At 52.3% G+C, this 22,564-nt stretch carries 18 protein-coding genes; 4 read left to right on the top strand and 14 right to left on the bottom strand.

The window, feature by feature from the left end:
* Positions 1–64: 64 nt before the first annotated feature.
* The 4 genes from JIN87_RS05050 to JIN87_RS05035 all read right to left on the bottom strand — a co-directional run bounded on the left by JIN87_RS05050 (position 65) and on the right by JIN87_RS05035 (position 3,816).
* Positions 65–1,408, bottom strand: coding sequence for a S41 family peptidase (locus JIN87_RS05050; protein ID WP_200354440.1), 1,344 nt, complete (start codon positions 1,406–1,408; stop codon positions 65–67).
* Between the two features lie 184 nt (positions 1,409–1,592).
* Positions 1,593–1,784, bottom strand: coding sequence for a nitrate/nitrite transporter NrtS (gene nrtS / locus JIN87_RS05045; protein WP_200354439.1), 192 nt, complete (start codon positions 1,782–1,784; stop codon positions 1,593–1,595).
* A 161-nt stretch (positions 1,785–1,945) separates the two neighbouring features.
* The gene (locus tag JIN87_RS05040) at positions 1,946–2,740 is read right to left on the bottom strand and encodes a hypothetical protein (RefSeq protein WP_200354438.1); all 795 of its coding nucleotides are present in this window, start codon (positions 2,738–2,740) and stop codon (positions 1,946–1,948) included.
* Positions 2,741–2,766: 26 nt separating this feature from the next.
* Entirely contained in the window at positions 2,767–3,816 is a 1,050-nt protein-coding gene (locus tag JIN87_RS05035; RefSeq protein WP_200354437.1) for an SAM hydroxide adenosyltransferase, read from the bottom strand.
* A 304-nt stretch (positions 3,817–4,120) separates the two neighbouring features.
* On the opposite strand from JIN87_RS05035, the gene JIN87_RS05030 reads away from it, so the two are divergent.
* The 4 genes from JIN87_RS05030 to JIN87_RS05015 all read left to right on the top strand — a co-directional run bounded on the left by JIN87_RS05030 (position 4,121) and on the right by JIN87_RS05015 (position 10,148).
* Positions 4,121–5,617: a TolB family protein gene (locus tag JIN87_RS05030; RefSeq protein WP_200354436.1), complete on the top strand. Its 1,497-nt coding sequence runs from the start codon at positions 4,121–4,123 to the stop codon at positions 5,615–5,617.
* Positions 5,618–5,924: 307 nt separating this feature from the next.
* Positions 5,925–7,007, top strand: coding sequence for a hypothetical protein (locus tag JIN87_RS05025; RefSeq protein ID WP_200354435.1), 1,083 nt, complete (start codon positions 5,925–5,927; stop codon positions 7,005–7,007).
* Between the two features lie 41 nt (positions 7,008–7,048).
* The gene (locus tag JIN87_RS05020; protein ID WP_200354434.1) at positions 7,049–8,866 is read left to right on the top strand and encodes an SUMF1/EgtB/PvdO family nonheme iron enzyme; all 1,818 of its coding nucleotides are present in this window, start codon (positions 7,049–7,051) and stop codon (positions 8,864–8,866) included.
* A gap of 127 nt (positions 8,867–8,993) precedes the next feature.
* Entirely contained in the window at positions 8,994–10,148 is a 1,155-nt protein-coding gene (locus tag JIN87_RS05015) for a hypothetical protein (protein WP_200354433.1), read from the top strand.
* 12 nt (positions 10,149–10,160) lie between these two features.
* On the opposite strand, the gene radD is transcribed toward JIN87_RS05015, so the two are convergent.
* The 10 genes from radD to JIN87_RS04965 all read right to left on the bottom strand — a co-directional run bounded on the left by radD (position 10,161) and on the right by JIN87_RS04965 (position 22,549).
* Entirely contained in the window at positions 10,161–11,903 is a 1,743-nt protein-coding gene (radD, locus tag JIN87_RS05010) for a DNA repair helicase RadD (RefSeq protein ID WP_200354432.1), read from the bottom strand.
* Positions 11,904–12,114: 211 nt separating this feature from the next.
* Positions 12,115–14,181, bottom strand: coding sequence for a carbohydrate binding domain-containing protein (locus JIN87_RS05005; protein ID WP_200354431.1), 2,067 nt, complete (start codon positions 14,179–14,181; stop codon positions 12,115–12,117).
* Between the two features lie 955 nt (positions 14,182–15,136).
* Positions 15,137–15,625 (bottom strand): hypothetical protein, encoded by a 489-nt coding sequence (locus tag JIN87_RS05000; protein WP_200354430.1) that lies wholly within the window; start codon positions 15,623–15,625, stop codon positions 15,137–15,139.
* Positions 15,626–15,797: 172 nt separating this feature from the next.
* Positions 15,798–16,523 carry a hypothetical protein gene (locus JIN87_RS04995; protein WP_200354429.1) on the bottom strand — a complete coding sequence of 242 codons (726 nt, stop codon included), beginning with the start codon at positions 16,521–16,523 and terminating at the stop codon, positions 15,798–15,800.
* A gap of 12 nt (positions 16,524–16,535) precedes the next feature.
* Positions 16,536–17,252, bottom strand: coding sequence for a hypothetical protein (locus JIN87_RS04990; RefSeq protein ID WP_200354428.1), 717 nt, complete (start codon positions 17,250–17,252; stop codon positions 16,536–16,538).
* Between the two features lie 46 nt (positions 17,253–17,298).
* Positions 17,299–17,613: a hypothetical protein gene (locus tag JIN87_RS04985; RefSeq protein WP_200354427.1), complete on the bottom strand. Its 315-nt coding sequence runs from the start codon at positions 17,611–17,613 to the stop codon at positions 17,299–17,301.
* Positions 17,614–17,664: 51 nt separating this feature from the next.
* Positions 17,665–18,312, bottom strand: coding sequence for a CatB-related O-acetyltransferase (locus tag JIN87_RS04980; RefSeq protein ID WP_200354426.1), 648 nt, complete (start codon positions 18,310–18,312; stop codon positions 17,665–17,667).
* Position 18,313: 1 nt separating this feature from the next.
* Positions 18,314–18,766 carry an NUDIX domain-containing protein gene (locus JIN87_RS04975; RefSeq protein WP_200354425.1) on the bottom strand — a complete coding sequence of 151 codons (453 nt, stop codon included), beginning with the start codon at positions 18,764–18,766 and terminating at the stop codon, positions 18,314–18,316.
* A 196-nt stretch (positions 18,767–18,962) separates the two neighbouring features.
* A complete protein-coding gene (locus JIN87_RS04970) occupies positions 18,963–20,141 on the bottom strand; it encodes a Rid family hydrolase (protein ID WP_200354424.1) in 1,179 nt (392 codons plus the stop codon).
* Between the two features lie 59 nt (positions 20,142–20,200).
* Entirely contained in the window at positions 20,201–22,549 is a 2,349-nt protein-coding gene (locus tag JIN87_RS04965; RefSeq protein WP_200354423.1) for a PPC domain-containing protein, read from the bottom strand.
* Positions 22,550–22,564: the final 15 nt, after the last annotated feature.

The following is a 22,564-nucleotide window of genomic DNA, read 5'->3' as shown; positions in this document are numbered from 1 at the left end:
ACCGAGCCAGTAGGATCGAAGCCAGAATGATCTTCGGCTCCACTATTTTTTGGTTTGTCTTCGGCTAGCCGTCGTTGACCAGTATGTCTCTCGTGACGGTTGTCGTGCGTTCCTCCATTTCGCCTGTATCGGGATTGCGACGGAGGTAGCGGATTTCGACTTGCGATCCTGGCGCTCCGCGGAGCGCTCCGATGGATTCTCTGAGCGACTTCCCGTAGAGGCTATGCGAGCCTCCATCGAGTTCTCTGGCTTCAACAATAAGGTCGCCGGCTTGCACATCGGTGTTTCTCAAGGCCCCTTCGGGCATGATTTGGTCAACCCGCAGGAAGCCGGATTCGATACCGACCTTTGCTCCAATGCCCTTGGGGGTAGCGTCGTATATTGATTGATAAGCGATGTCTCGTTCTGCGGGGTCGGCGAGTGAGTCAGCCCAGTTCATGGCGTCTAACGTTCCGCGCCTGGCGAGACTGCGGGAAAGGCTCTGGATTGCTGTTTCCCTCTGCGGACCGAGATCTATTTGATCCAGTTGCTCCAAGAGCCTATCCGGATTTCGGCTCGCCCAAGTTTGTATGATGAGGTCCGCTTGAGACTCTTCAAGCTTGTCACCACTGTTTTGATACCATTTCCATGCTTCGGCGGGTGCCTTTTGTGTCCATTGGAAGAGAAGGCTTTCGGAGAAGTTGCGGCGTTCCCACTCGGTCCAGTTTTGCGATTCGGCGAGGGCGGCTTGGATCTCTTCCGGACTGCCTCCGGCTGCCATGCGGGCTCTGATTTCCGAGCGGCCTGGGTGTTGGGAGAAGGTTTGTATCCAAGAATCCTTTACGGATTGAGGAACGTTGTCAGCGGAGAGGTAGGAAGATAGGGCTGCCTCGGTGCCGACGGGAGAACCTCGCCGGCCGAAGATTTGATCGGCCCGTGCTTGTGCCTCCTGTGAAGAGAGTCCGTTTGGTGTGCTCCACGCCGCCACGAGTGCGCGGAGGGCGATACTACGGGTCCTAGGCTCTTGCAGATTGGCCAGCTCGAGACTGAGCTCGGGTGTTTGAACGCTGGCAAGGTATTCGAATACCCCTCGGGTGTATTGGATTTGTTCCCGGCCGTTGAGAGTTTCAATCTGTCGAAGCGCAGACTCGATATCTGCCGCAGCTGCCTCAAAACCGCTTTCTTGCGGCGATCGTGTAGGAGTGGGTTCTTCTCTTTGAGGACTCTCGATCGGTGTCGACGTTTCCGGTACTTCTGGCTTTTCCGCTAAGGTCGCGACTTCTGTCGTCTCTGGGATCTCGGGGCTTTGTTCTATTTCGCGATCCTCTGACTTTGAGCTCCCTTGTTGGTAGCCGATTGCGAATGCTGCTCCTGCAATAAGGCCTGTGGCAGCGATTCTGATTAGTATCTGTTTAGCTTGATTCTCCATTTCTTCCCTCTGTCTTGTTTAGGTATTACGAAGAAAGGAGCTGTTTGGTCTCAGGGGCTGTCTAATAATTGTGGAAGCGTGCTTGCCACGCGATCGCTGGCTAATCGCGTGACAAGCACGCTCCCACCTTTTGGACAGTTTCTCGGAAACTGGATCGTCTATGGCCGCTGGATGGTGGCTGAGACTACTTCCTAGAACGAGACGCGTACATGGAGACGAGGAAGGGGACGAGGTAGCTCAAGAGCGATTTCGCTAAGCTGAATCCTTTGTCCCCCCAGATGGCGTCGTACTGGTTGATCAACGTTAGGATGCTTCCGACTACCAGAGCGGTGCGAATCGCATCTTTGAGGCGACGTTTCAAGAGAGACGGGTTCATGTAGGAGAGGCTGCTAGCAGTTGTTCCGCATTGCTGCAAAGCGTTTACGAAATAGACGTTCTGGCATTCGACTGCCGTCTGAGTGTACTGGAAGAGCTTATGGTAATCCGGGGCTGTCGTTTCGAAGTAGATCCTGCAGTCTGCTAGAAACCTTATGTTCGCTAAACACTCTTTTCCTTTGAATCAATCAGCTCGGCCAAAGTGGTCATTTCGCTGATCAACAGGCCCAGGCGACCACGGTGCATGGTAAAGAGTTTCTCTTCTTTGCTATATGGTCCTTCCGTGTATAGGAGCTTCTTGTTGGTGAGGCTCAGCCAGCCGTTTTTAGTCAATATTGGCGGGTAGTCGCGGTCGAAGTTAGATAGCGCTTCGACTCGTTCCTGAGTTAAGAAGGCTTGAACCTCGGTTTTGTTTGATCCCTTAACCTTGTAGCGAGCATCGAAATAGGCTGAGCCTGTAAGTATGTCGCCGATACGGCCGGGACCAAGATACCAGAAGAGGAGACCGAGCTTATCCCTTCGGGAAATACTGAACACAGGCAACGCGGGATTCTTGAGTTGCATTTGCGTTTTGTAATAGAAAACGGGCACGCCGCCACCGTGTCCACCGCGGGAATATGTATCCCAAGTTATTTTGAATTCGGTGTCATATCCGTTGATCGAATCCCGGAACGGTTTGAGCTCGTGAAAGTCCTTTTGTGCAAGCTCAGTCTTTCTCGCTCGATATAGAATGATATATCCGAGGTAGCTGCCATAACCCACGAAACACCAGCCGATTGTCTTGGCTGCTTCACCTTTGATGGGGGTTGACCCGCTTCTGCCCTTGAACTCGCCGTCTCTGACAATTGAGACTCCGAGGAGGATGAGCATTGCTGCTAGAAACATCCATCCGTAGGCGCTTCCAGTGTACTTGAGGTCTGGGTGAGGGGATGGTTTCGGGGGGCGTTTTCGTTTCAAATTGAGTTAGGCTTTGTTTGGTTTGCCTACCCTTCGGCAAGGGTCAGTTGAATTGTATCGCCCAAGCTGATACCTAGCGTAGATGCCGCATCAGCGAAGTTTCGGGATAGCAGATAGTAGCCGTCTGCTCTTTGAAAGAGGACCCATTCTCCCACCTTTACATCCCCATAACTTGTCCCAATCAAGCAGGCGTGAGATTGGTTTTGATAGGTGACTTTCACTCTGTCCCCGAGCTTTAGTCCAATCGCCTCTAAATCGCTACGAATTAAGTCGAGCGTTAGGTTTCCGTAGCTCTTTCTGATTTTTCTGATGGGAACATTGAGAACTCCATCGATGAGTTCAGTTCCCGATTTCTCCGGTGACATGTCGATGGTGCCGTCTCGGGTGAGCTCTATCTCTCCTTTTGCAAGCCACAGTTCTAATGCTTGGTTCGCCTGGAAACGTTCCTTTGTGTTGAGATTGACATGCCCATCTCGATCGACCTGCCAGAGCGCGGCATTCTTTCCGTTCTTGAGGGACTTTTTCTGGTAGGCGGCAGGTCCTTTAATTTCGCTACGATTGCTCAAGAAGAGCAGGGGAATGAGTGGCTGGTGTTTTAATGCTAAGGGGTTCTTTTCTTCTTTTAGGCGAAGAGCTGCTCCGGTTGCCAAGGCTGCATCAAACCTGCTTTGGTCTTGCTCGGCTATGAGTGATACAATCATGCCACCCATCGAGCTGCCATGCACGATGGTCAGCTCTGGTCTGTCGTATTCGTCTACTACCCAGTCATAGAGCAGCTCCAAGTCAGTAATCGCATCGCGAATGATCAGGCCATTTCGGCGGTAGCTCGTCGCTGCGACCATCCACCCCGATTCCAAGAAGAGTGCGAAGTGCTGGTCGTTCTTATTTAGCGGATCGAGTAAGGGGCGATCACCTGGAACGTAGCCGTGGGCGACTACGATGAGTTTCTTGTTCCAGAGTTCAGGATCGACCAAAACAGAGGCCTTGGCTCCTTCGATGACCGTTTGTTTTTGTTCGATTGCTCCTCTTGCATTTTGGTTGACGAAGAGGAGGAGGGTAACGAGTAACAGGCGCATGGTTGGAACTTTACTCGGAGTCACCGTCAATGCACGCAGGTTTTTGAAAAGATTGTGGGATTAGGGTAGAAGATTGTTTGAGGCTGTAAAAGAGAAGCGAATACAAGATTTCTTGTTAGGCTCTTTATTGAGGGAAATCCAGGGTGTCCGGTTGTTTCGGGATATGTCTTCACTCGATGGTAAGAGCTGAAATGTGACTGGCGTCACCTCCGATTCAGTGTTGAGTTTCTGTTCGGTCTTGGGGCTGTCTTTTCGGAGAGAGCCTCGTGGAAACCTAACCCCACCTTTCAGCGGAACTCTAGCTATGAACCCCTTCTTGCTTTCTTGTATCGTGATGACCTCGCAACTTCTTTCTTCGAATCTTTACTCTGCGGAAAAAGCCTTCTCAGCCAATGTTGATGTAGGGAGTCCTAAACTACAAGGGGCGCTTGCTTATGATGTTAGGGCCGACGAGTATACTCTGAGCGGCGCGGGTGAGAATATGTGGGCTGGCGAAGACCAGTTCCATTTCGCCTACAATAAGATGAAGGGTGATTTCATTGTGCGTGCGGAGATCGAGTTTAAGGGAGAGGGAAGTCATGAACATCGAAAGGCGGGTTGGATTATCCGAGAGTCTTTGGCAGGCGACTCTAAGCATGTGGCGGCATCGGTCCATGCGGGGGATGGGCTCACCTCGTTGCAGTTTCGTCGGGCGAAGGAAGGCGAAACTGAGGAGGTCAAATCTAGCGATCTCGGACCAAGCGTCGTCCAATTGGAACGGAGGGGTGGACGCTACATCATGTCGACAGCGGTATTTGGGCAGACGTTTGCGACTGTGGAGTCTAGCGAGATTGAGCTGCCCGATGAGGTTTATGTGGGGCTCTTTGTTTGTTCGCATGATGCGGATGAGCGGGAGTCTGTCGTTTTTCGGAACGTGCGAATCGTGCGTCCGGCCCCTGTCGATTTGGTTCAGTATGAGGAGTACATCGGTAGCCGGTTGGAGCTGCTCAATGTTTCGACCGGAAAGCGAACTGTAGTGCACACGGAGGAGGATTCGCTGCAGGCCCCGAATTGGACGGTCGATGGAAAGCACCTGATCTATAATCGAAACGGTAAGCTGTATCGGATGAGTCTATACACAAGGGAGGTTTCGTTGTTGGACACGGGATTTGCGGACTCGAACAATAACGACCATGTATTGTCGTTTGATGGGAAGTGGATCGGGATCAGTCATCATGTAGAGGAGGAGAACTGGAACTCGACTATCTACACACTTCCTGTGAGCGGAGGAGAGCCGAGGAAAGTTACGGACGTGAATCCGTCTTATCTTCATGGTTGGTCGCCAGATGGAACGTTTCTCATCTATACTGGGGGACGAAACGGAATCTATAACATCTATAAAATCCCTTCGTCTGGAGGAGAGGAGATCCAATTGACGGATACGCCGAGTTTAGATGACGGATCTGAGTATTCACCGGATGGGAAGTATATCTATTTCAATTCCGCTCGAACGGGGACGATGGAGATCTGGCGTATAGATGCTGATGGAGAGAATCCGACACAGATAACCAACGACGAGTTCAATAATTGGTTCCCTCACGTATCGCCCGACGGGAAGAAAATCGTCTATCTCTCCTATTCGAAAGAGGTGGCCGCTGATGCTCATCCATTTTACGAACACGTATACTTGTGGCTGATGGATATTGAGACGGGCGATGCAAAGGTGATCGCATACATCTATGGCGGGCAAGGCACGATCAATGTGCCGTCATGGTCGCCAGACAGTGAATACGTCGCTTTTGTTAGTAACAGCATCCTCTGAAGACGGCTTTCGCTGCCTCGGGTGAAGGGGGGAGCGTATGTGGTTTGGAGCGGCTTGGTGTCCGTTGGGGACAACGGACGCTACCTTAATGGCTAGTGCTGATCATCGTGTTGTAGGTTGCTGCCTGGATTCCGCTAAATGGTGAGGGGCCTTTGTGGCTGCTCGGGCGGTAGTACGTGATAGCCGTCAGGGCTGGAAAAATCGCTTAAGAAAACGGAGGTGCGGACGTCGTGAATTAGGTGAAAACTGCAGTGAGCGATTTGATGTTATGAGTTTGATAAGTAGATGCGCTAGATTGGCCGTTTTGATGGCGGTACTTCTGTTGGGTGGGCTGGGGCTTCGTGCGGATGTGAATATTCCAGTGGTGGACAAGTGCATGGCTGCTTTGAGAAGAGGAGAGCTCCCGACTTACACGACTCAGCGAGTGTGTCACCGGGAGTTCACCAAAACGTTCGAGATGTTGTGCGAGAAGTATGGCGTCGATGAAAACAGACTCTTCAAGGAGCCGGATCGAACGGACTTCTATCTCTATGCGGTCAAGATGTCGATGATCTACCCGGAAGAGCATGATGGCTGGCCGCTTTTTTCTAATCTTTCCTATATTTGTTCCAAAGTCTTGGAAGATCGCCTCAAGGTGAGAGAGGACCTTTTCAGTCGCTACAGCCTTTTATTCCGTGCGTTGGATGGAGGTAGAGGGGGTGTTGCCTTTGATCAGGTGAAGCGGCTCTGGAGCGAGGATCGCTTTCTTGCGGTGCAAGCGATTCGGTATCTAACCGTTGCTTACGAGGATTACTTTTGGGTGGCTGATTGTTTCGCGTATAGGGAGGCTTATGCGGACGCTTTGACTGTGGCGGAAATTGTTTCCAGCGTTGACGAAGTTAAGGGACTTCATGTGAAGGCTGACGTTCTCGCTAAAGCCGGTCGCCATGCTGAGGCTGAGCGGTGCTATATGCAATTGGCTAAGGAAAAGGGGCAATTGTACCCAATTGCTAGATACTACAGGAGTCACCCTGAGATTGTAGGGCTAAACGGGAAGTCGTATGGCACCCTTTTTGAGAACCTATACAGGAATGTGAACCCAAGGAGGGCTAAGCAATCGGCTGCAGTGGATACGCCTCCCAAGGAAGGCCTTGTCGTTGCCAACTCTGAGCCGACGCTCCACCAATCTCGGGTTTTTGATAGCTATATCATTGTGGCGGTGGATGGCTTTGAGGTTGGGAACTTGCACGACTATGCGGTCGTAGTTGCGAAGGATTACCAAAAAGAGACGATGGTGGTCACTTGCTGGAATGGTACGGAGTATGTCACTAAGACGGTCAAAGCGAGTGAACGCCGGATATTGGGGTGCGACTTGTTTGAGTATCGCGCTCCGAAGGGGCGTTCTGCGTAAGCCTCTGTTTTCGAACTCGGTCTAGCGAAGGAATTTTTACAATGAGTGTATCAAGCAAGCTGTTTTGGATCCTTGCCTCGATTGCGTTGATGCTGGTGAGCATCAATCTGAGCAATACTCTCGTGCAATCTCAGCAGGAGATACTGGCGGGTGGTTTGGCATTTGATGAGCGGAGTTCCTATCTCTTGCTCGTTGCGGACAGGCTACGTTATTTGGGTTTTGCTCTCTGGTTGTTTTTCGAGTCTAGGCATAGGGAAAAGCTGAGCGTTGGCTGGTTTGTGTTGGGTTTGTTCCTGGGGCCAATTGGGGTGGCTATCTTTTTTCTGGTGCGGGTTTCGGTGGGGAAAAGGCAAGGAGGGAGTTCGGCGACGCTAGAGGAGTCGGATGAAAGCGAATCTGAGAAGGCTTCGACTCGTTGGCTTAGACTGGGTGTTTTGTGCCTGGCGTTGCTTTTGGTAGGTGGAGCTGCGGTGTATAAGGTCGTTTCGAGAAAGGATGGAATGGCGAACGGGCGTCCAATGCTTGAGGCCTTGGAGCGTAGCTTTTCTGAATCTGAAAAGGACGAGCCTCAGCCAGGCAGTCGGCGTTCGATTTTTGGGAAGGGACGCGGCGCGATTGGGATTCGAGTGATTCCGGATGAGGCGGAGATTTTGGTAGGGGATGAACTGAAGGCAGTCGGCCAGATCAAAAACGAGTCACTTCCGATGGGGACTTACACTATCTCGGCGGAGGCTGAAGGCTATCGAGATCTGAACCTCACGGCGACGGTGGAGGAAGGCCGGATCACAAAACTGAATTTGGTTCGCATGGAGCGACTTACTGGAACTGTATCCATAAATAGCGTACCAACTGGCGCTAATGTGGTGATGGATGGTGAAGTGGTTGGAGTGACTCCGTACGAGATGGAGGAGGTGCCCACAGGTGAAGTCGAAGTGGTCCTTCAGTCCGATACTCACGAAAGCGTGCGGTTGAGCGGAGTCGTCTTGGAGGGCGAGAACCTCCAGCTTGCGGGCGCGATGAAGGAGCTAGATCGGATGGTCGAGAGGAGTGATTGGACGGTTCCGAATTTAGGGATTGAGATGAAGTGGATCGAGCCAGGCCGTTTTAATATGGGTAGCCCCAAGTGGGAGCCCGGACGTGATGGAGATGAAAGCCCTCGCCACGTCGTGGTGCTGAGCGACGGGTATTGGATGGGGAAGTTCGAAGTATCTCAGCGTGAGTGGAGTTTGATGAACGGAAAGCATCCGGCAGTGTTCAGGAAGGCGGGAGAGAACGCTCCGATTGAAAATATAACTTGGGAGCAGGCTAAGCGATTTTGTGAGGCGTTGACGAAACGGGAAAGAGAAGCGGGGAGGCTTTTGCCGGGGTACGAGTATACGCTTCCTACTGAAGCTCAATGGGAGTTCGCGTGTCGGGCGGGAAGCTCTAGTCCGGTGTATTCGGGGCCGATTAAGATTTCTGGCAAAAACAACATTCGGGAGCTCGACACAATCGCTTGGTACTCGGGGAACAGTGGTGTCGAATACAAGGGGGAAAGCAGTTTTAACTGGGAGGAAATGCAATACGCGCAGCCTTACAAGGGGACGCATGAAGTCGGGCTAAAGCAGCCCAATGCGTGGGGCTTGTATGATATGTTGGGCAATGTTTCGGAATGGTGTCTCGATTGGAAAGCGGACTACAAGCCGCACCTGCAGACGGACCCGAAAGGTCCGGAGATCGGATGGGAGCGCGTACATCGGGGAGGGAGCTGGCATCGCTATGCTCGATTCTGTCGGGCGGCTTATCGTGAAAGCGGAAATCCTGTAACTGAGCGTTCGGGCTTTATAGGAATGCGTCTTTGCCTTTCCAAGAAGAGTTGAGGGATTGAACGAGGTCGTTGAATTTCCAATACGCCGCAGCTGAATTTGACTGATTGCTTGATTGAGCCTATTTTGGCTTCGAGCTCGTGGTTGGACGCGTTTTTTGACCGCTTCTCTTGTTTGTCATATGAGATCTTTTGAAGACGTCTTTTCGGAGGAGGTTAGCGGTTTGCAAACTGCTATCGCTTCCATCCCGACGGAGCAGGCCCATATCGAGCGCTGTATGGAGCTCGCTCGTGCGGTGGTGTGGAGCGGTTCGAATGAGGGAAATGAAATCGGGAGACTCTTGGGCGGGAAGGGGGTGGCGATTTTCGATCGGGTCACGCAGCGCATTGATGCTTCGCTCTCATTGGAGAACGGCGAAGAGTTGCGGGATGCATCCCGGTTCTTGCTTTGGCTCATGCGTGTCCACGACATTGGGAAGTGTGACCGGGAGACTCTTCGCTATGTTGGTAGCGGGCATGAGGAACGCTCGGGAGACTATGTCTCGAATAAGGCTGCCGTACTGGTGAACGAACTACGATGGAGCGAGGAGAACGCTACCTTGCTTGTGGGGTTGAGTCGGTATCACAGCCACCTAGGGATAGCCCGCTTGGGAGAGGTTTCAAATGTGTTTCTCGAACCTGTCCTATTGGAGCTTCTCAAAATGAACACGCGGCGTAGGCGCTTGTTTTTGGATCTTCTGGTGGTGATGACTTGCTGCGATGCGGGAGCCAGCGGGGATTTCGGATCGCGAACGTTCTATCTGGATGAAAGCCGTATCGTATTTTACGCGGAAGTTGCCGAAGAGCTTTTCGGCATTGCAGAACGGTTTAGTGACGGCGATTCAACTGTAGCTCCTCAAGCCATCTTGGAGGATGCTGCTTCCTTGGAGCGTACGATCGTGCGTATCAGGAGAATGGTCACGGCTGATAATCGCTTAGAAACGCAGAGCAGCGAAGTGTCTCTTGCGCTCGAAGCTGTGATGGATCGGTCTTTGTTCGATCTAAAAGCGTTTGCCCTCACGCAGTTTGACCATGGCGCCTATGTGTTCGCTCCTCTTTTGGCTCGGCTGTTAGAAGAGGAGGGTTCGGTTGATCGAGCTGTAATGGAAAGGTTTCTCATCTTCCTCGGTCAACTCTGTACTAGGGATGGTTCTCGCAAAACGATCCAGTTTCGCGGCAGTTTCTCCATGAAAGCTGACTTGCAGGCTGCTAACGGTGAACGCTTTCGCCGTCTTTGTACGGCTGTGAAGAGTGGGGATCCAGTGAAGATTCAAGTCGTGCTCGAGCAAGCGGATTGAGGGTGCCGAGCCTTAACGTCCCAACTCTTCGGCGAAGATCTTTTCGGTGATCTTCCAGAATTTGCCTTGCTTGCGAGCGATGACGAAAGAGGGCATTCTGAGGTGTGGTTGAATTTTTAATACGTCGTCAACCGATCTGATGGGCACTCTTTGCTCGGGGGTTCTGAGATGAGATCTGAGAAAATTGATGTCGAATTTTTTTAGGGCGGTTGCGTTATTGAGATAGTGCATCTCTGAGAGGTAACGGGCGTCGTAGTCGTAGTACTTTACTTGCAGGTAGGGATTCCCGTTTTTGTCGCTTCGCTCTAGCATCTCGATTGAGTCGGGTGTTAGGACGTGGGCGTCTTTGGAGAGCTTGGCTTGCTTGAGCTTGGTGTCGGGGTCGATGAGTGTGTATCCACAGCGGCAGCACTCGCGAGCGGTGATGTCGTTCTCTGAGCCGCATTGATCGCAGATCTTGTAGCGGAAGCGATAACCGCAAGGTGTGAACTCGTAGGTTTCCGGTTTTTGGATCGCTCCGCGACATTTGCGCCCGAAGTGTTCGACTATTTTTCCCATCTCGTCGACGATACCCCAGAAGTCGTTTACGAAGCCGCACTCAGGACAGGCTACTTCGACGGGCACGGATTCGCGGGAGGGTTTCTTTTCGCCGACTTCAGGGGTGTAGATATTGTGACCCATACCGGTGTAGTCCAGGACGAGGCAGTCTTTTTTGTTTGTATCCAAACGGAGACCACGGCCGATGATCTGCTGGTAGAGGCTAACGGATTCGGTGGGGCGGAGGATGGCGATGACATCGACGTGCACGGCGTCGAAGCCGGTGGTCAGAACGGATACGTTTACCAGGTATTTGAATTCCTTGTTTTTGAAGGCTTCGATGATCTGGTCGCGTTCGCTGTCTTCGGTGTTGCCTAGGACGAGTCTGGCTTGCCCTTCGGGCAGGCTCTGCATGACTTCTTGAGCGTGATTGACGGTGGAGCTGAAGATCATCACTCCCTGCCGTTGATAACTCTCGGTGATGTCGACGATGTTCTTGATGATGAGGGGGGTGAGGCGTCGCTGCTGTTTCAGGACTTCCTCGAGCTGTGCCATGGTGTAGGATCCGCTGCCCTCGGTGAGCTCGGAGAAATCGTATGAGGTCACCGGTATGTCTACCTTCACGGGGGGCGTGAGGTATTTGTTTTTGATCATGTACTCGAGCGGCAACTCGTAGACGCAGTGCTTGAAGAAACGCATCTCGCGGGTCTTGAGTTCGCCGCGATGGGAGAAGTTGTAGATCCAGCCTAGGCCGAGGCGGTAGGGGGTGGCTGTGAGGCCGAGGATGGCGATCTTCTGGTTGTTTAGCTTTAGCCGTTTAATGACTTGGGCGTATTGGCTGTCAGGCTCGAGGCCGACGCGGTGGCACTCGTCGATGACGAGGAGGGTGAAGTCTTGGAAGAAGCTGTCTTCGGCGTTGGCGACGGATTGGATGCTGCCGAAGATGACCTTTTGGGTGCTGTCTTTCTGGTTGAGTCCGGCGGAATAGATGCCTGCTTCCAGTCCGTAGCTCTCGTACTTGAGGTGGTTTTGCTCGACCAGTTCCTTGACGTGGGCGAGGACGAGGACGCGTCCTTTGGCGATCTTGGCGAGTTCCGCTATGACCAGACTCTTGCCAGCTCCGGTAGGCAAAACGATGACTGCGGGCAGGCGCTTCTTCCTGAAGTAACTGAGCGTGCTGTCGACCGCTTGCTGTTGATAGGACCGGAGTTTGTACATAAGCCGGGAAAGCTAGATGGCAGGCGGGAGGCTGCGCAAGACGAAGTGCGGCAAAATCGTCCGTACGCCTTCTCGAAGAGGAGCTTCAGCTCTGGAATGGTATCCGGCGAGTCGATACTGTTGAGGCCCACGCAGGGAGCGTTTGGGCTCTGCCTGCGTGGGCCTCTGGAGTGGGGCGGGGGCTTTGGCCCCTGAAATGTTTTGTGCGACCCTAGTTCGCTTTGGAGAGGTTGACGTGGTCGATGTAGTACCAATCGCCCGCCTTGGCGTCGTCGGCGAACCAGAAGTAGAGTCTTCCGTCTGTGACTGGCGAGCTGAAGTTCTTGGTCGTGAAGTTGATGGTGAAGGTCTTCCAGCCTGTGGTGAGGTCCACTGGTACTCTGTTGAGGCCGTAGTTTTTGTAGGGCGATCCGTGCTGGTTGAGAGCCACTTTTAGATCGTGTCCGGAGTTCGAATAGGCGGCGAAGGTGAGCACGTATTCAGTGTTTGGTTCAAGCGGGACGCCGGATTGCAGCAGCTGTATGTTCGAGCCGGCGCTTCCGAGGGCTACCAGGAGCGCGTTGCCTGAGCCGTTGTAGTTCGAGAACGTTGTCTTGGTATAGCCGGATCCGCTCGTGTAGAAGCTCCAGTTTGCCATTCCGTTTTCGAAGCTGCCGTTTTGCAGGTCGTTTGAGCTCGGGGTGGGAGTGGGTTCAGGTTCAGGCTCTGGTTCCGGCTCTGGCTCTGGATCCGGAGTTGAGCCCGCGCTCGCTTCGGCGATCACGATGTTGTCGAGGCAGTACCGATCGCCGTTTTTCGCATCGTCGGAGAACCAGAACGAGATGCGCCCGTCTGAGACTTCGGAGCTGAAACCTTTGGTCGTGAAGGCGAGGGTGTGCTGAGTCCAACCCGATTTGATATCCACTTTCACCCGGTTCAAGCCGTAGTTGGTGTAAGGGGAGGTGTGCTTGTTTAGGAATATGCGCAGGTCGTTTCCGACGTTTGAGTACGCGAGAAAGGATAGGACGTATTCGGTGTTCGGTTTGAGAGGAATGCCGGATTGGTACAGTTGCGTGTTTGATCCGATCGAGTCGATTGAAACCTGGGCTACCTTGCCGGTGTTCCTATCCGATGGGGTCGTTGTATTCACGTCTCCAGACCCGTTGGTGTAGAACTTCCAATAGGATAGTCCGTCTTCGAACCCGCTGTTTTGCAGGACGTTGTCAGAAGGGGTGGGCTCTGGTTCTGGTTCTGGCTCCGGTTCCGGCTCAGGTTCTGGTTCCGAGCCCACTTCGACGATCTCAATGTTGTCGATGCAGTAGCGATCGCCATCTTTGGCGTGGTCGGCGAACCAGAATGAAATGCGGCCGTCCGATACGGTTGAATCGAAGCCTTTGGTGGTGAATTTAAAGCTATGCAGCTTCCAGCCGGTTGTGATGTCCACCGTCTTGCGATTGATACCGTAGCTGTTGTACGGAGGCCCATGCTTGCTGAGGGAGACGCTGAGGTCGTTTCCTGTGTTTGAATAGGCGGCGAAGGAGACCTCGTATTCGGTGTTCGGTTTGAGCCAGATGCCTGATTGGAAGAGTTGCGTGTTCGATCCTAAGCTATCGATCGAGACTTGGGCTGCGGTGCTGGAGCTTGCGTGACCCGGTGTTTTCGTTTTCGCGGTTCCGGTTCCGTTTGTGTAGAAGCTCCACGACTTCATGCCCGATTCGAATCCTCCGTTGGCGACGGTGGGACCGTCCGGCACTGGTTCGGGCTCTGGATTTGGCTCTGGGCTTACCCCATCGATGTAGTTGTGCCATCCGGAGAAGGTGCTTCCTTTCGACACGACGACGACGGTGTATCTGATGTCGAGTGGATACCACTTCTTGGGATCCTCTCCGTTCCAGTTCCACCCGAGGTAGTTGCTGACCGGGAGGCCTGAGCTAGTCTTTACGGCTACACCGTTTCGGTATCGAGCCCGCCACCATTCGATGGGCTTCCCGTCTTTTTTCCACATGTCGGATATGGCTTGGGAGGTGGTTACGACGGTGCCGGGAATGCCTTTTACGATTGGCATCTCGTCGGTACAGGTTTCCAGCTCGTAGTTGTAGCCGTCTTTCGCCTGCCAGACGCAAAATTGCAGATTCATCGACTGGGCGACGGGCTGGCTTTTGACTTCGATCCTGATGTGGAAGGTGCCGCCGGCGTAGTTTATCGGACTCACCCAATTGCCGTTTTCCATGGGTGGCGTGTTATGAGGGAATCCTCTGTATTTCTCGGTAATCGGCTCGTTCCAGTCGAAAACTTTCATTTCGGCTGCCGAAAGCAAGCCTGATGCGAAAAGTGTTAGCAGTATAATACTTAGTGATTTAGATAGGGAGGATCTCATGGTTCAGAATCAATAAAACGAGGGGCTTATATGATATAACGATGAATCGTTTACGTTTGTTAAATCAGTTGGATCCGCTTGTGTAAACAGGTCGGGCAGCTTTGGCTAGGCTCCCTGTTTCACGTTGGTGTTCGTTATCATATTTCGGGTTCTGTTCCATAATTATCGTGGAATGTGAAAAATAAAATAAGCCAATATTGAGTGGTGTGAAATATAGCGCTGAAGCGCTTTTTACGATAGTAGTAATGCTGCGATATTCGTGAGTATTGTATGTCGGGGTGACTCAATTCTTCTATATAGTATTTAACACTAAAGAATGTGTTAGGAGGTTTTAGATTAAACTCATTAGGGTGATTCGGAGGACGACTCCTTTTCAGGGGCTTTCTCGCAGCTTGATCGGGTTAGGGCTCTTGCTTGGAGTTTCGCTGTTGTTCGCTTGTTTAGGCTTGTTCCGGCATTGAGGCGTTCAGAGGGAGACTGGGGTAGAGTCCTCTTAGGCTGTCTGAGGAATTTGTTCTCGCTCATTGTCTTTTGCTGACGCGCTCGAGGGGAAATGTGAGTTACCGAGGAATAGCGGACTTACTCGATGGCAAATGGCAGTTCAGCTGCTGTGGGTGCTCAAGAGTAACGCGAAGGCTCCGGGCGAGCGCCTCAATTTATCGATCGAATCCCGCTTAAGCCTATCTACCAGTGAGGCCTGCGTCTTTGTTGAGGTTCGCCGGTTTGACCGTGTCCTGGGGACCTCGTAGGGATGCCCAAGGGCGGTTTCAGACCTTTGTCCGGTAAAGCCGTTTACAGTCTTCGCATTTGTAGCGGCGACCTCGGGTCTTGATGAGGTACATGGACCATAGGATTGGCAGGATCAGGATCCAGGTGATTAATACCACACGCAAAAAGCTTTGATTAAGTGGCGGAGGCTGAGATGCCTTGCAGCAAGGCGTCTTGTCCCCGAGCGGGCTGAAGCCCGGTGGGGACAAACAACGCCGCTGCAAGGCATCTCAGCCCCGTCCCCAAAGGGGATGCGTACGAAGCAAGAGCAGCACCACTTGATCAAATCTTTTTGCGTGTGGTATAGGAACCATGGCGAGTCTGCGTAGCTGTACCTCTTGCCATTCGTGCTGTTGCATACTGGGCACTTGGTTAGTGAATCGTAGTTATCTGCTATGGGACGAGTTAGAAGTTCCTGAGCTTGTTCGAGGTGCTGCTCGTCCACCTGGACTCCGTAGGATTCGCCTTTGCCTTCTGCAATGTCCCATACTCCTTGTGTATTGCGAACTACAATACAGTCGATGCCCGCTGCTAGCAGGGTGATTTGCGCGTCGTTGGCCTCTTCGTAGCCAGGGTAGGTCTCTGCCAGTCGTTTCAAGCTTTGTTCGTTTGTTGCACTGAATGGGTCTATCGACAAAAGACGTGAAGTTCTATCGGAATTTGGGATCTACACAGTTGTTGACTCTTGGATCTCTCTTGGAGTGATGAATGATCGGGAGATGGGTGTATTGGAAAAAGGAATACTAATAGAGAGTCGATTGGTGAGCTTGCTAAAGGTCGTGATTGTGTGGAATCGACTCTTTGTTGCCGCTCATTATCTTGTTGGGGTTCTCGTATCTGGGATAGCTCTCTAGTCTTCTCTGGAATCGTTGAAAACTGAGTTTCTTTCCGTTAATGTAAATGAGTCCGTCATAAACCGGATATACTATAACTCCCGTATAGTGATAGGAGAGTGAAATGAGCATATCAGGTTGCGTTTTTCTTTGAGGCAAACGCTTCTTAAATGATCGGGCACTCCTTAACTCCTCGTCGAGAAGCTTGTAGCCGATCCGTCCTCTCTGCCTATGGTAGGTGGACCTGTTTTCGGTCAATTCCCCGGATTCTTGGTCTATCGGGTAGACGCTTGTGAATAGAGATGAACTCTGCATTCGGAGAAGCCCAACCATTCCGTTGGTGTGTTTGATCATTGAGAGCTCTTCTTTGTGGTATGAATACGCACTATCGTTGTAATAGCAAAGTACTGCTGAGTCCTTTATTTTGCTCAGATCCCTATCGCTGTCTTCGGCCTTTATTTTCGAGATTTGCTCCTTAACCCTTGCGTGCGCTTCTTGATTCTGGAGGACGATCATAAGAAAGGGCTCAATGTACGTCACCTTCTTGACGCCATCTAGGTCCAGTATTTTTTCAAAACTCTTTGAGTGAGCATCTGGATTTAAGAAAGTTGAGCAGGCTAGCGATAAGACAGCTACAAGGAGGTTGAGGTGCGTCGTTTTCATGTCGTCAAGGTACTACGAGGCGGGCGATGTTGTTTCTGGAGTTAGGTCACCTTGATGTTTCATTTGCATCTTTAGCCTGCGAGCTAGGGTAAGAGCGGCTCCTTCCTCAAGGGCATCTCGTGGGAATGCTACTTGCTTATGGTTGCTGAACCAGATCGAAATCCTACTTTCGTCGATGGTATGCTTGTCGATCTCGGAGAATGGAATGAAGCGAGGCTTGAACAGCCATCTTTCGACGAGCAAGCCGTCGCTTTCCTCTTTGATCTGCTTGGGCGTATTCAAGGCTATGGAGATGAGCCTGCCTAGTAGGAGGCTACCTAAGATTGATGCCATGATCGCTCTGGTTTGGTTTGTGGAAAAGTCGGAGAAGTAGATGCAAATGACTAGAGCTATCAGGTAGCTCATCCCGAAGTAGGAAAGGACGAACAGCCATAACGCTACCTTGTAGAAGGGGGCGGATCTCCACTGGAAACGTCCTTTCTCGTCCTCGAATTGGGTCTCTTCCTTCTTCTTCTCTGTAATGAGGAGTCGAATACCGGATCCTCCGATTATCGCGAAGATCCCTATCAAGGTGCTGAACATTATGGGGTTTTGTTCGATCGTGATGGTTTCTGTGCTTCCAGTGTCGTCGCTGTCTGTGAAGGTAAACTCTCCATCTGAGAGGGCGTTCCACAGCAAAACGACAGACAGGGCGATATAGATGAGTCCACCTGCTTTTCTTCCGTTCATTTATAGCGAATTGGTAAGGTACTGCTTTGGAGGCTGCGGTGATTGTTCACTCGTCAACTTCCCATTCGCTTTTTAGCCCATCGTTGACGATGATATGGGCAACGACTGTCTCGCAGGTCTTGCGGTCCATTTGGGAGATGAAAAGATCTGGAGCTTCGAGGTAGTTTCCCTCCGCGTTTTCTCCGTCATCTCGAGTTTCTGAAATAGCCTTTTCGAAATAGCCGTAGGTCCATACGTTTAACGCGTAGCTCTTACCGTTCTGCAGGTCTATTTTCATGTTGAAGAAGTCGCACTTTGGATCGTCCCCTTCTTGAGAGGTCCAATGTTCAAATTCCAGCCAGAGTTCGAATGCGGTATCCATGATGCACTACGTTTGGGGGGGGAGGTGAGAGGAGCGTCGCTTTTGTAGCAGCTACTGCTCTTGGGCGAATTTGATTAGTTCGGAAACGTTTCCTTTTACCAGGGTCGGCATTGCTAACTCGATTTTCTCAATTTCCCAGTTCCACCATTGTAGGTCCAGCAGTGCTTCCTTCTCGTCGGCGGAGTATCGATCTCGAATGACTCTCGCTGGGTTTCCAGCAACTATGCTGTAAGGGGGGACATCTGAGGCGACAACTGACTGGGCGCCTACGATCGAACCGTGTCCGATACTGACTCCTGGCATGATGGTTACATCCATTCCGAGCCAAACGTCATTTCCTATGACAATGTCTTTGTATTTTTTGAATGGATATTCGGAAAGTGGAAGCGACTCAGCCCATTTCTCACCGAATACAGCAAAGGGGAAGGAGGTTATTCCGGAAGTGGAGTGGTTCGCGTCGGCCATCACAAACTTTACTCCGTGGGCGAAGGCGCAAAACTTGCCAATTCGAAGCGAGGTCTTGGAGATCCCGAAGTTGTACAAGACGCTTTCGGTAAGAAATTGCGTCGGGTCGTTGAAGTTGCTGTAGTAGCTGTATTCGCCAGCGAATACATTGCTTACGTCGCTCGCTTCGATAAGAGGCTTCAGGAGTACGGTGTTCTTGAAACCGTCAATCGGGTAAATTTTTTCGGGATTCATATCAGGTTTTGTATAGTTCAGGAATGTGTTCTGGAGATAAAAAGTGGCCGAGATCTCCCGTAAGCGTGAAGTCGGTGCTGATCTCCTGCCAGGAGAATTGAAAACGGATTCCCTGATCTAATCCCTCTCCTTGAACCGTATGTATCCACTCGGATCTTACTTTTTTTGGAGATTCTAAAACATAGCAGTGGCGTACGAGTATCTCGTTCGAATTCACGACAGACGGAACTTCAGAGATTCCTAGCTTTCGTTTTATCTTCAGGTTTGCCAATCCTGTCTCTTCGAGAACTTCACGATGGAGCGCGATTTCGAAGTCTTCGCCTTCTTCCACACTCCCGCCCGGAATCTGGATGGGAGCTTGAGGATGGTCTGGGTGGGTAAACAGAAGAAGCATGTCTGGGCGCTCTCGCTGCGGCTGGAGTATGAATGCCCCGACTTTGAATTTCCTCTTCATGTGCTTAGGTCGAACGACAAGGATTTGAGCTTAAGTATTTGGTCCAGTTGCTGGCGTCAACGATTTAGGCGACATCCACCACTTTCGTATTACCAAGGAACTGCCGCTCGTCCTCCTTATGAGAGTCTTGGAAGGAGCGCTTGTCGTATCAACACGATACTTCTTTCGTAGGGCGATCGAGACGATGGCTATGCCTCTAGAAAAAAGGGAGGTCGGGTTTGTCGGCTACGACGGTTGCGATTGACTCGATTTCGATGAGCCAGCCGGGGCGGCAGACGGGGGCGTGCACGAAGACGGTCGGTATGTCTGGGTGTCTCAGGGCGAGTTGCTCCTGAATGGCGAATTGATCGGCCATATCTCGTAGGTACACGATGAATACATTGTTGTCGCTCATCTTGGCTGAGGCTTGGGTGAGCAGTGCTTCGATGTTTTCAAGTGTCCGGTCGAGTTGTTTGAGCACATCCCCTTCGTGGAGAATCTTGCCTTGCCAGTCGATGCTGGCGGTCCCGGATACGAAGATATGTTTGCGGTCTTGGTAGGAGACGGCTGTTGCTCGCTCGAATGCGACTCCGTAAAGCTGGGTGGGGCTGAGGTGGTCGAGGGCTGAGATGAATTCGATCTGCTCGGGGCGGACTCCGCTGATGGCGTAGGCGTCCATGGCGACGCGTGCTTTGGTCTCGTGAAGTCCTCCGGCTATCCCGGTGCTGGCGATGTAATGCGTGTCGGCTGTGAGGCCCTCTTGGTCGAAAATGTGGTTTCGTGCGTCTACGAGACCTTGGTATTGGGTGTCGACGTCTTTGACGTAGAACCAGGTGCGAATGCAATGGTCGTATAGGGTGGCGTTCCGCTGGTCAAGGCGTTGGCAGTAGGTTTCGAGAATGTCTCTACTTTGCGAGTAGGAATCGTCAGCGCGAATTGAATACAGCTTTGTATCCCAGTGGTGGGTGAGTTCGCCTCGAGAAAGCGAGAGGGATGTGTTGGTCTTGACTGGAGCGAGTTCCGTGACGGGGTCAATGATGTGGTAGGCCCAGAGAGCGACTTTCGCGGGGTGAGCGGGTGCTTGGTTGACCCAGGAGATCGCGCAAGGGCTCTCGCTTGTTCTGGAATTGGCGTAGGCGTTGGCTTTAAGAACATCTGCCTGATTGGGAAGGTCGCTGCAGAAGAAGCGGCGAAGAACCGAGCTGTTGAGGTCTGTATCCAGATCTGTGAGCAGGTTGCGATAGGCTTGGGTGACTTGGTTGAGCTGCTCCTGGAAGGTCCCGTACTGATTGGGACAGATGATGATGTGAAGTTCTTTGACGCCACTTTTTCCTTGGAAGAGGGAATACTGTACTGAGACGGGGAGGGTGGAGTGAACTTGCTGATTTGTAATCATGATAGACGGGGAGGCATGAAGCGTGAAGGGGGCTCCGCGGCGTCGCGCGAGCGCGAGCCCTACATGGTGATTTTGTAGGGGACGGCGGGGAGGGTGCCGAGGTAGATGGTTTGGACTTTCTTGTTTTTGCTCTTCTGGTTTCTAAGCTTTGCGTAGACGTCGATGACGAGGTTGCCCTCGCTTGGCTTCTGGGGCTTGCTTTCCTGGATGAAGGAGAATTCTACGCTCCCGTGTTTGTCTTTGGTTTCAGTGAGCGTGACACCAGGGGGAGTGTTCCGAAGTTCGTATTCAAAGGATTCGACGTTATTTCGGCCGCTCGGCTGGGCGGAGGCCGCGTGCTTTTTGAATTTTAGGGAGAATGGGCCGCTATCTTTAAGCTCGATCGCTTCGGAGTGTGTGGAGGCGAAGGTGGTATTTCCTCGAGGCCAGCGGAGCGTCTCGATAAGAAATTCTCGGCTTTCGATGAGGTGGGGCGTAATGAAGGCTTGGGTACGCTGTTCGCAAGGAACGACTGGTCGCTGAATGTCTTCGATCTCACCTTCGCCAACGGCGATGAGTTTGATCTGGCGGATGGGTTTCGCGGTGCGTCGTGGCGCTGTGATCGTGAACTCGATCTCGTCTTGGCCTGCGGGAATGGTGGCGCCTGAGAGGGAGAACCCGTCTTTGTTCTGAGCGATCTCTAGATGAATAGGACCTTGGAATCCTTCGGTGCGATTTACTTTGGCGGTCATGACCATGCTTTGCCCAGCTCCGATTTGAACGATGGCTGGATAGGCCCAGATCTTGAAATCTGGTTCGGGATCTCCCACTTGTAGCCGGTATCCGTAAGCGGGGCCGCCTTGGTTTTGTGTATCTGATATTTGGAGATAGTAGGTTCCGTCTTTCGGGAACGTGGTGTCGAGCAATGAGTCGGCGTGATGTGTGAGGACGCCTACGTTGGGTTGAGCAGGGATGTCGTCGTTCCATGCTATTTGTACGCCATCGCTATCGAAAAGCTGCAGAGTCGAGTCGACTGGGCTATGGAGACGGCGAGCTCTTACCTCGGCAACTAGGGCCTGACCTGCTTGTCCTTCGATCTGGTAGACGTCGCGATCCCCAGCTTGGTCGATTCGACCGCTGATAGTGCAGGGGTACTGAACGGCTTGGGCAGCCTTTAATGAGTTGTTGTTGGTCTCGTCTTCCAGCAGGTTCAGGCCTCGGGTGGTTTCGTAGCGAACGAGGTTGGACAAGGCGATGTCGCTCTGGAGGTGGCTGGTGCTCGTGGTTGGAGTATGGGGCCGGCTTTTGAGTCTTAGCCTTTTGGAGGGCAAGTTCCAGCCTTCCACTTTGGCGACCAGTGGAACTCCAAGCTCTCCTCCCAACGGGTGGATGGAGGTTATGAAGGGGGACTCCGCGACTGAGATGCGGTAGACGAAGTCCTCGCGGCCACGGAAGATCGAGTCGCGAATTCTTGCTTCGTAAACGCCGTCTTCGGGGACGTCGAATAGGATGACGGGATCTGGGTGGAAGAGGTAGTCGTCGACGTAGGCGATCTCTTTTCCGTGTTCGTCGTGCAATGAGAGAATGGCTTGGAACCAGCCCGGAACCGCGTCGGCAAGGTAGGGGACGAGCTGGCGGGCTTGGGCGTTGAGTACGAGCTTTTGACCTTTTGTCGCGGTGAAGCGGATACGATCGAGATCGCCAGGCATGATCTGGCCATTTTGAGTGAAGGGCGGTTGGAGGGCGTCTCCTTTGGCCGCTTGGTCGTTGGGTTCGATTTCGATTTGCTCCGGCATGCCTCCGACCTGGAAGTAGATTGGATTGCTATAGCCGTTGTAGGAGCGGAGGCGTAGTTCTCGATTGCCGAGGGGAGCGTCCGGGGCGATGTGGATGCGTAGGGTTGCCAGTTCTGCGATCTCGTTGTTGGTCTGCACGCCTTCCATGGTCATGTACTTGTGGGCGACTTGCTGGAACTCTTCTGGCGTGAGGTGAGCGATGCGATTGAAGTAATGGTGGTCGGGGACCTTGAAGTCGCGGTTTCCTTGGGTGACGGTTTCGATGTCTTCTACCATGTCCTTGAACATGGCTTGGCGTTGCTGGGTATCGCCTTGTCGGAAGCCTTGTTCGCGGGCGACCTTGCCAGCGTTTTTCCTGACGTCGCGGAGGTAGGTTTTGTAACGGCGTTGGTAGTTGCCGAAGTGGTCGACGACCTCGGCCTTTACTCCCGCCCCGGTGATGAAGGCGTTTTTAGCTCCGCCCAAGTAGCGTCCGCCGATGGTGATTTCAATGGTGCTTCCTCTTTGGCCACCGGCGGGGTAGGCGTAGCCGAGGTGCGGAAGGTTTTGGCTTTTTTGTCCGAAAGAGAGCTGACACGCAAAGGCGAGGGCCAAGGAGAGGATGAGTGATCGTGTCGATAGGAGATATTTCATTGTATCTGAATCCTC

Origin of the sequence: Pelagicoccus mobilis (genome assembly GCF_016595505.1) — a bacterium.
GTDB lineage: Bacteria > Verrucomicrobiota > Verrucomicrobiia > Opitutales > Opitutaceae > Pelagicoccus > Pelagicoccus mobilis.
The sequence above is the reverse complement of the archived record's forward strand: the minus strand, read 5'-3'. Positions and strand labels throughout refer to the sequence as shown.

What these genes read in the sequence shown, in the direction of transcription:
- JIN87_RS04975 (WP_200354425.1), bottom strand. Translation starts at nt 18,766, where the DNA reads ATGAAGAGGAAATTCAAAGTCGGGGCATTCATACTCCAGCCGCAGCGA.
- JIN87_RS05030 (WP_200354436.1), top strand. Translation starts at nt 4,121, where the DNA reads ATGAACCCCTTCTTGCTTTCTTGTATCGTGATGACCTCGCAACTTCTT.
- nrtS (WP_200354439.1), bottom strand. Translation starts at nt 1,784, where the DNA reads ATGAACCCGTCTCTCTTGAAACGTCGCCTCAAAGATGCGATTCGCACC.
- radD (WP_200354432.1), bottom strand. Translation starts at nt 11,903, where the DNA reads ATGTACAAACTCCGGTCCTATCAACAGCAAGCGGTCGACAGCACGCTC.
- JIN87_RS04995 (WP_200354429.1), bottom strand. Translation starts at nt 16,523, where the DNA reads ATGAAAACGACGCACCTCAACCTCCTTGTAGCTGTCTTATCGCTAGCC.
- JIN87_RS04970 (WP_200354424.1), bottom strand. Translation starts at nt 20,141, where the DNA reads ATGATTACAAATCAGCAAGTTCACTCCACCCTCCCCGTCTCAGTACAG.
- JIN87_RS05015 (WP_200354433.1), top strand. Translation starts at nt 8,994, where the DNA reads ATGAGATCTTTTGAAGACGTCTTTTCGGAGGAGGTTAGCGGTTTGCAA.
- JIN87_RS05035 (WP_200354437.1), bottom strand. Translation starts at nt 3,816, where the DNA reads ATGCGCCTGTTACTCGTTACCCTCCTCCTCTTCGTCAACCAAAATGCA.
- JIN87_RS04985 (WP_200354427.1), bottom strand. Translation starts at nt 17,613, where the DNA reads ATGGATACCGCATTCGAACTCTGGCTGGAATTTGAACATTGGACCTCT.
- JIN87_RS05025 (WP_200354435.1), top strand. Translation starts at nt 5,925, where the DNA reads ATGGCGGTACTTCTGTTGGGTGGGCTGGGGCTTCGTGCGGATGTGAAT.
- JIN87_RS04990 (WP_200354428.1), bottom strand. Translation starts at nt 17,252, where the DNA reads ATGAACGGAAGAAAAGCAGGTGGACTCATCTATATCGCCCTGTCTGTC.
- JIN87_RS04980 (WP_200354426.1), bottom strand. Translation starts at nt 18,312, where the DNA reads ATGAATCCCGAAAAAATTTACCCGATTGACGGTTTCAAGAACACCGTA.
- JIN87_RS05020 (WP_200354434.1), top strand. Translation starts at nt 7,049, where the DNA reads ATGAGTGTATCAAGCAAGCTGTTTTGGATCCTTGCCTCGATTGCGTTG.
- JIN87_RS05050 (WP_200354440.1), bottom strand. Translation starts at nt 1,408, where the DNA reads ATGGAGAATCAAGCTAAACAGATACTAATCAGAATCGCTGCCACAGGC.
- JIN87_RS05005 (WP_200354431.1), bottom strand. Translation starts at nt 14,181, where the DNA reads ATGAAAGTTTTCGACTGGAACGAGCCGATTACCGAGAAATACAGAGGA.
- JIN87_RS04965 (WP_200354423.1), bottom strand. Translation starts at nt 22,549, where the DNA reads ATGAAATATCTCCTATCGACACGATCACTCATCCTCTCCTTGGCCCTC.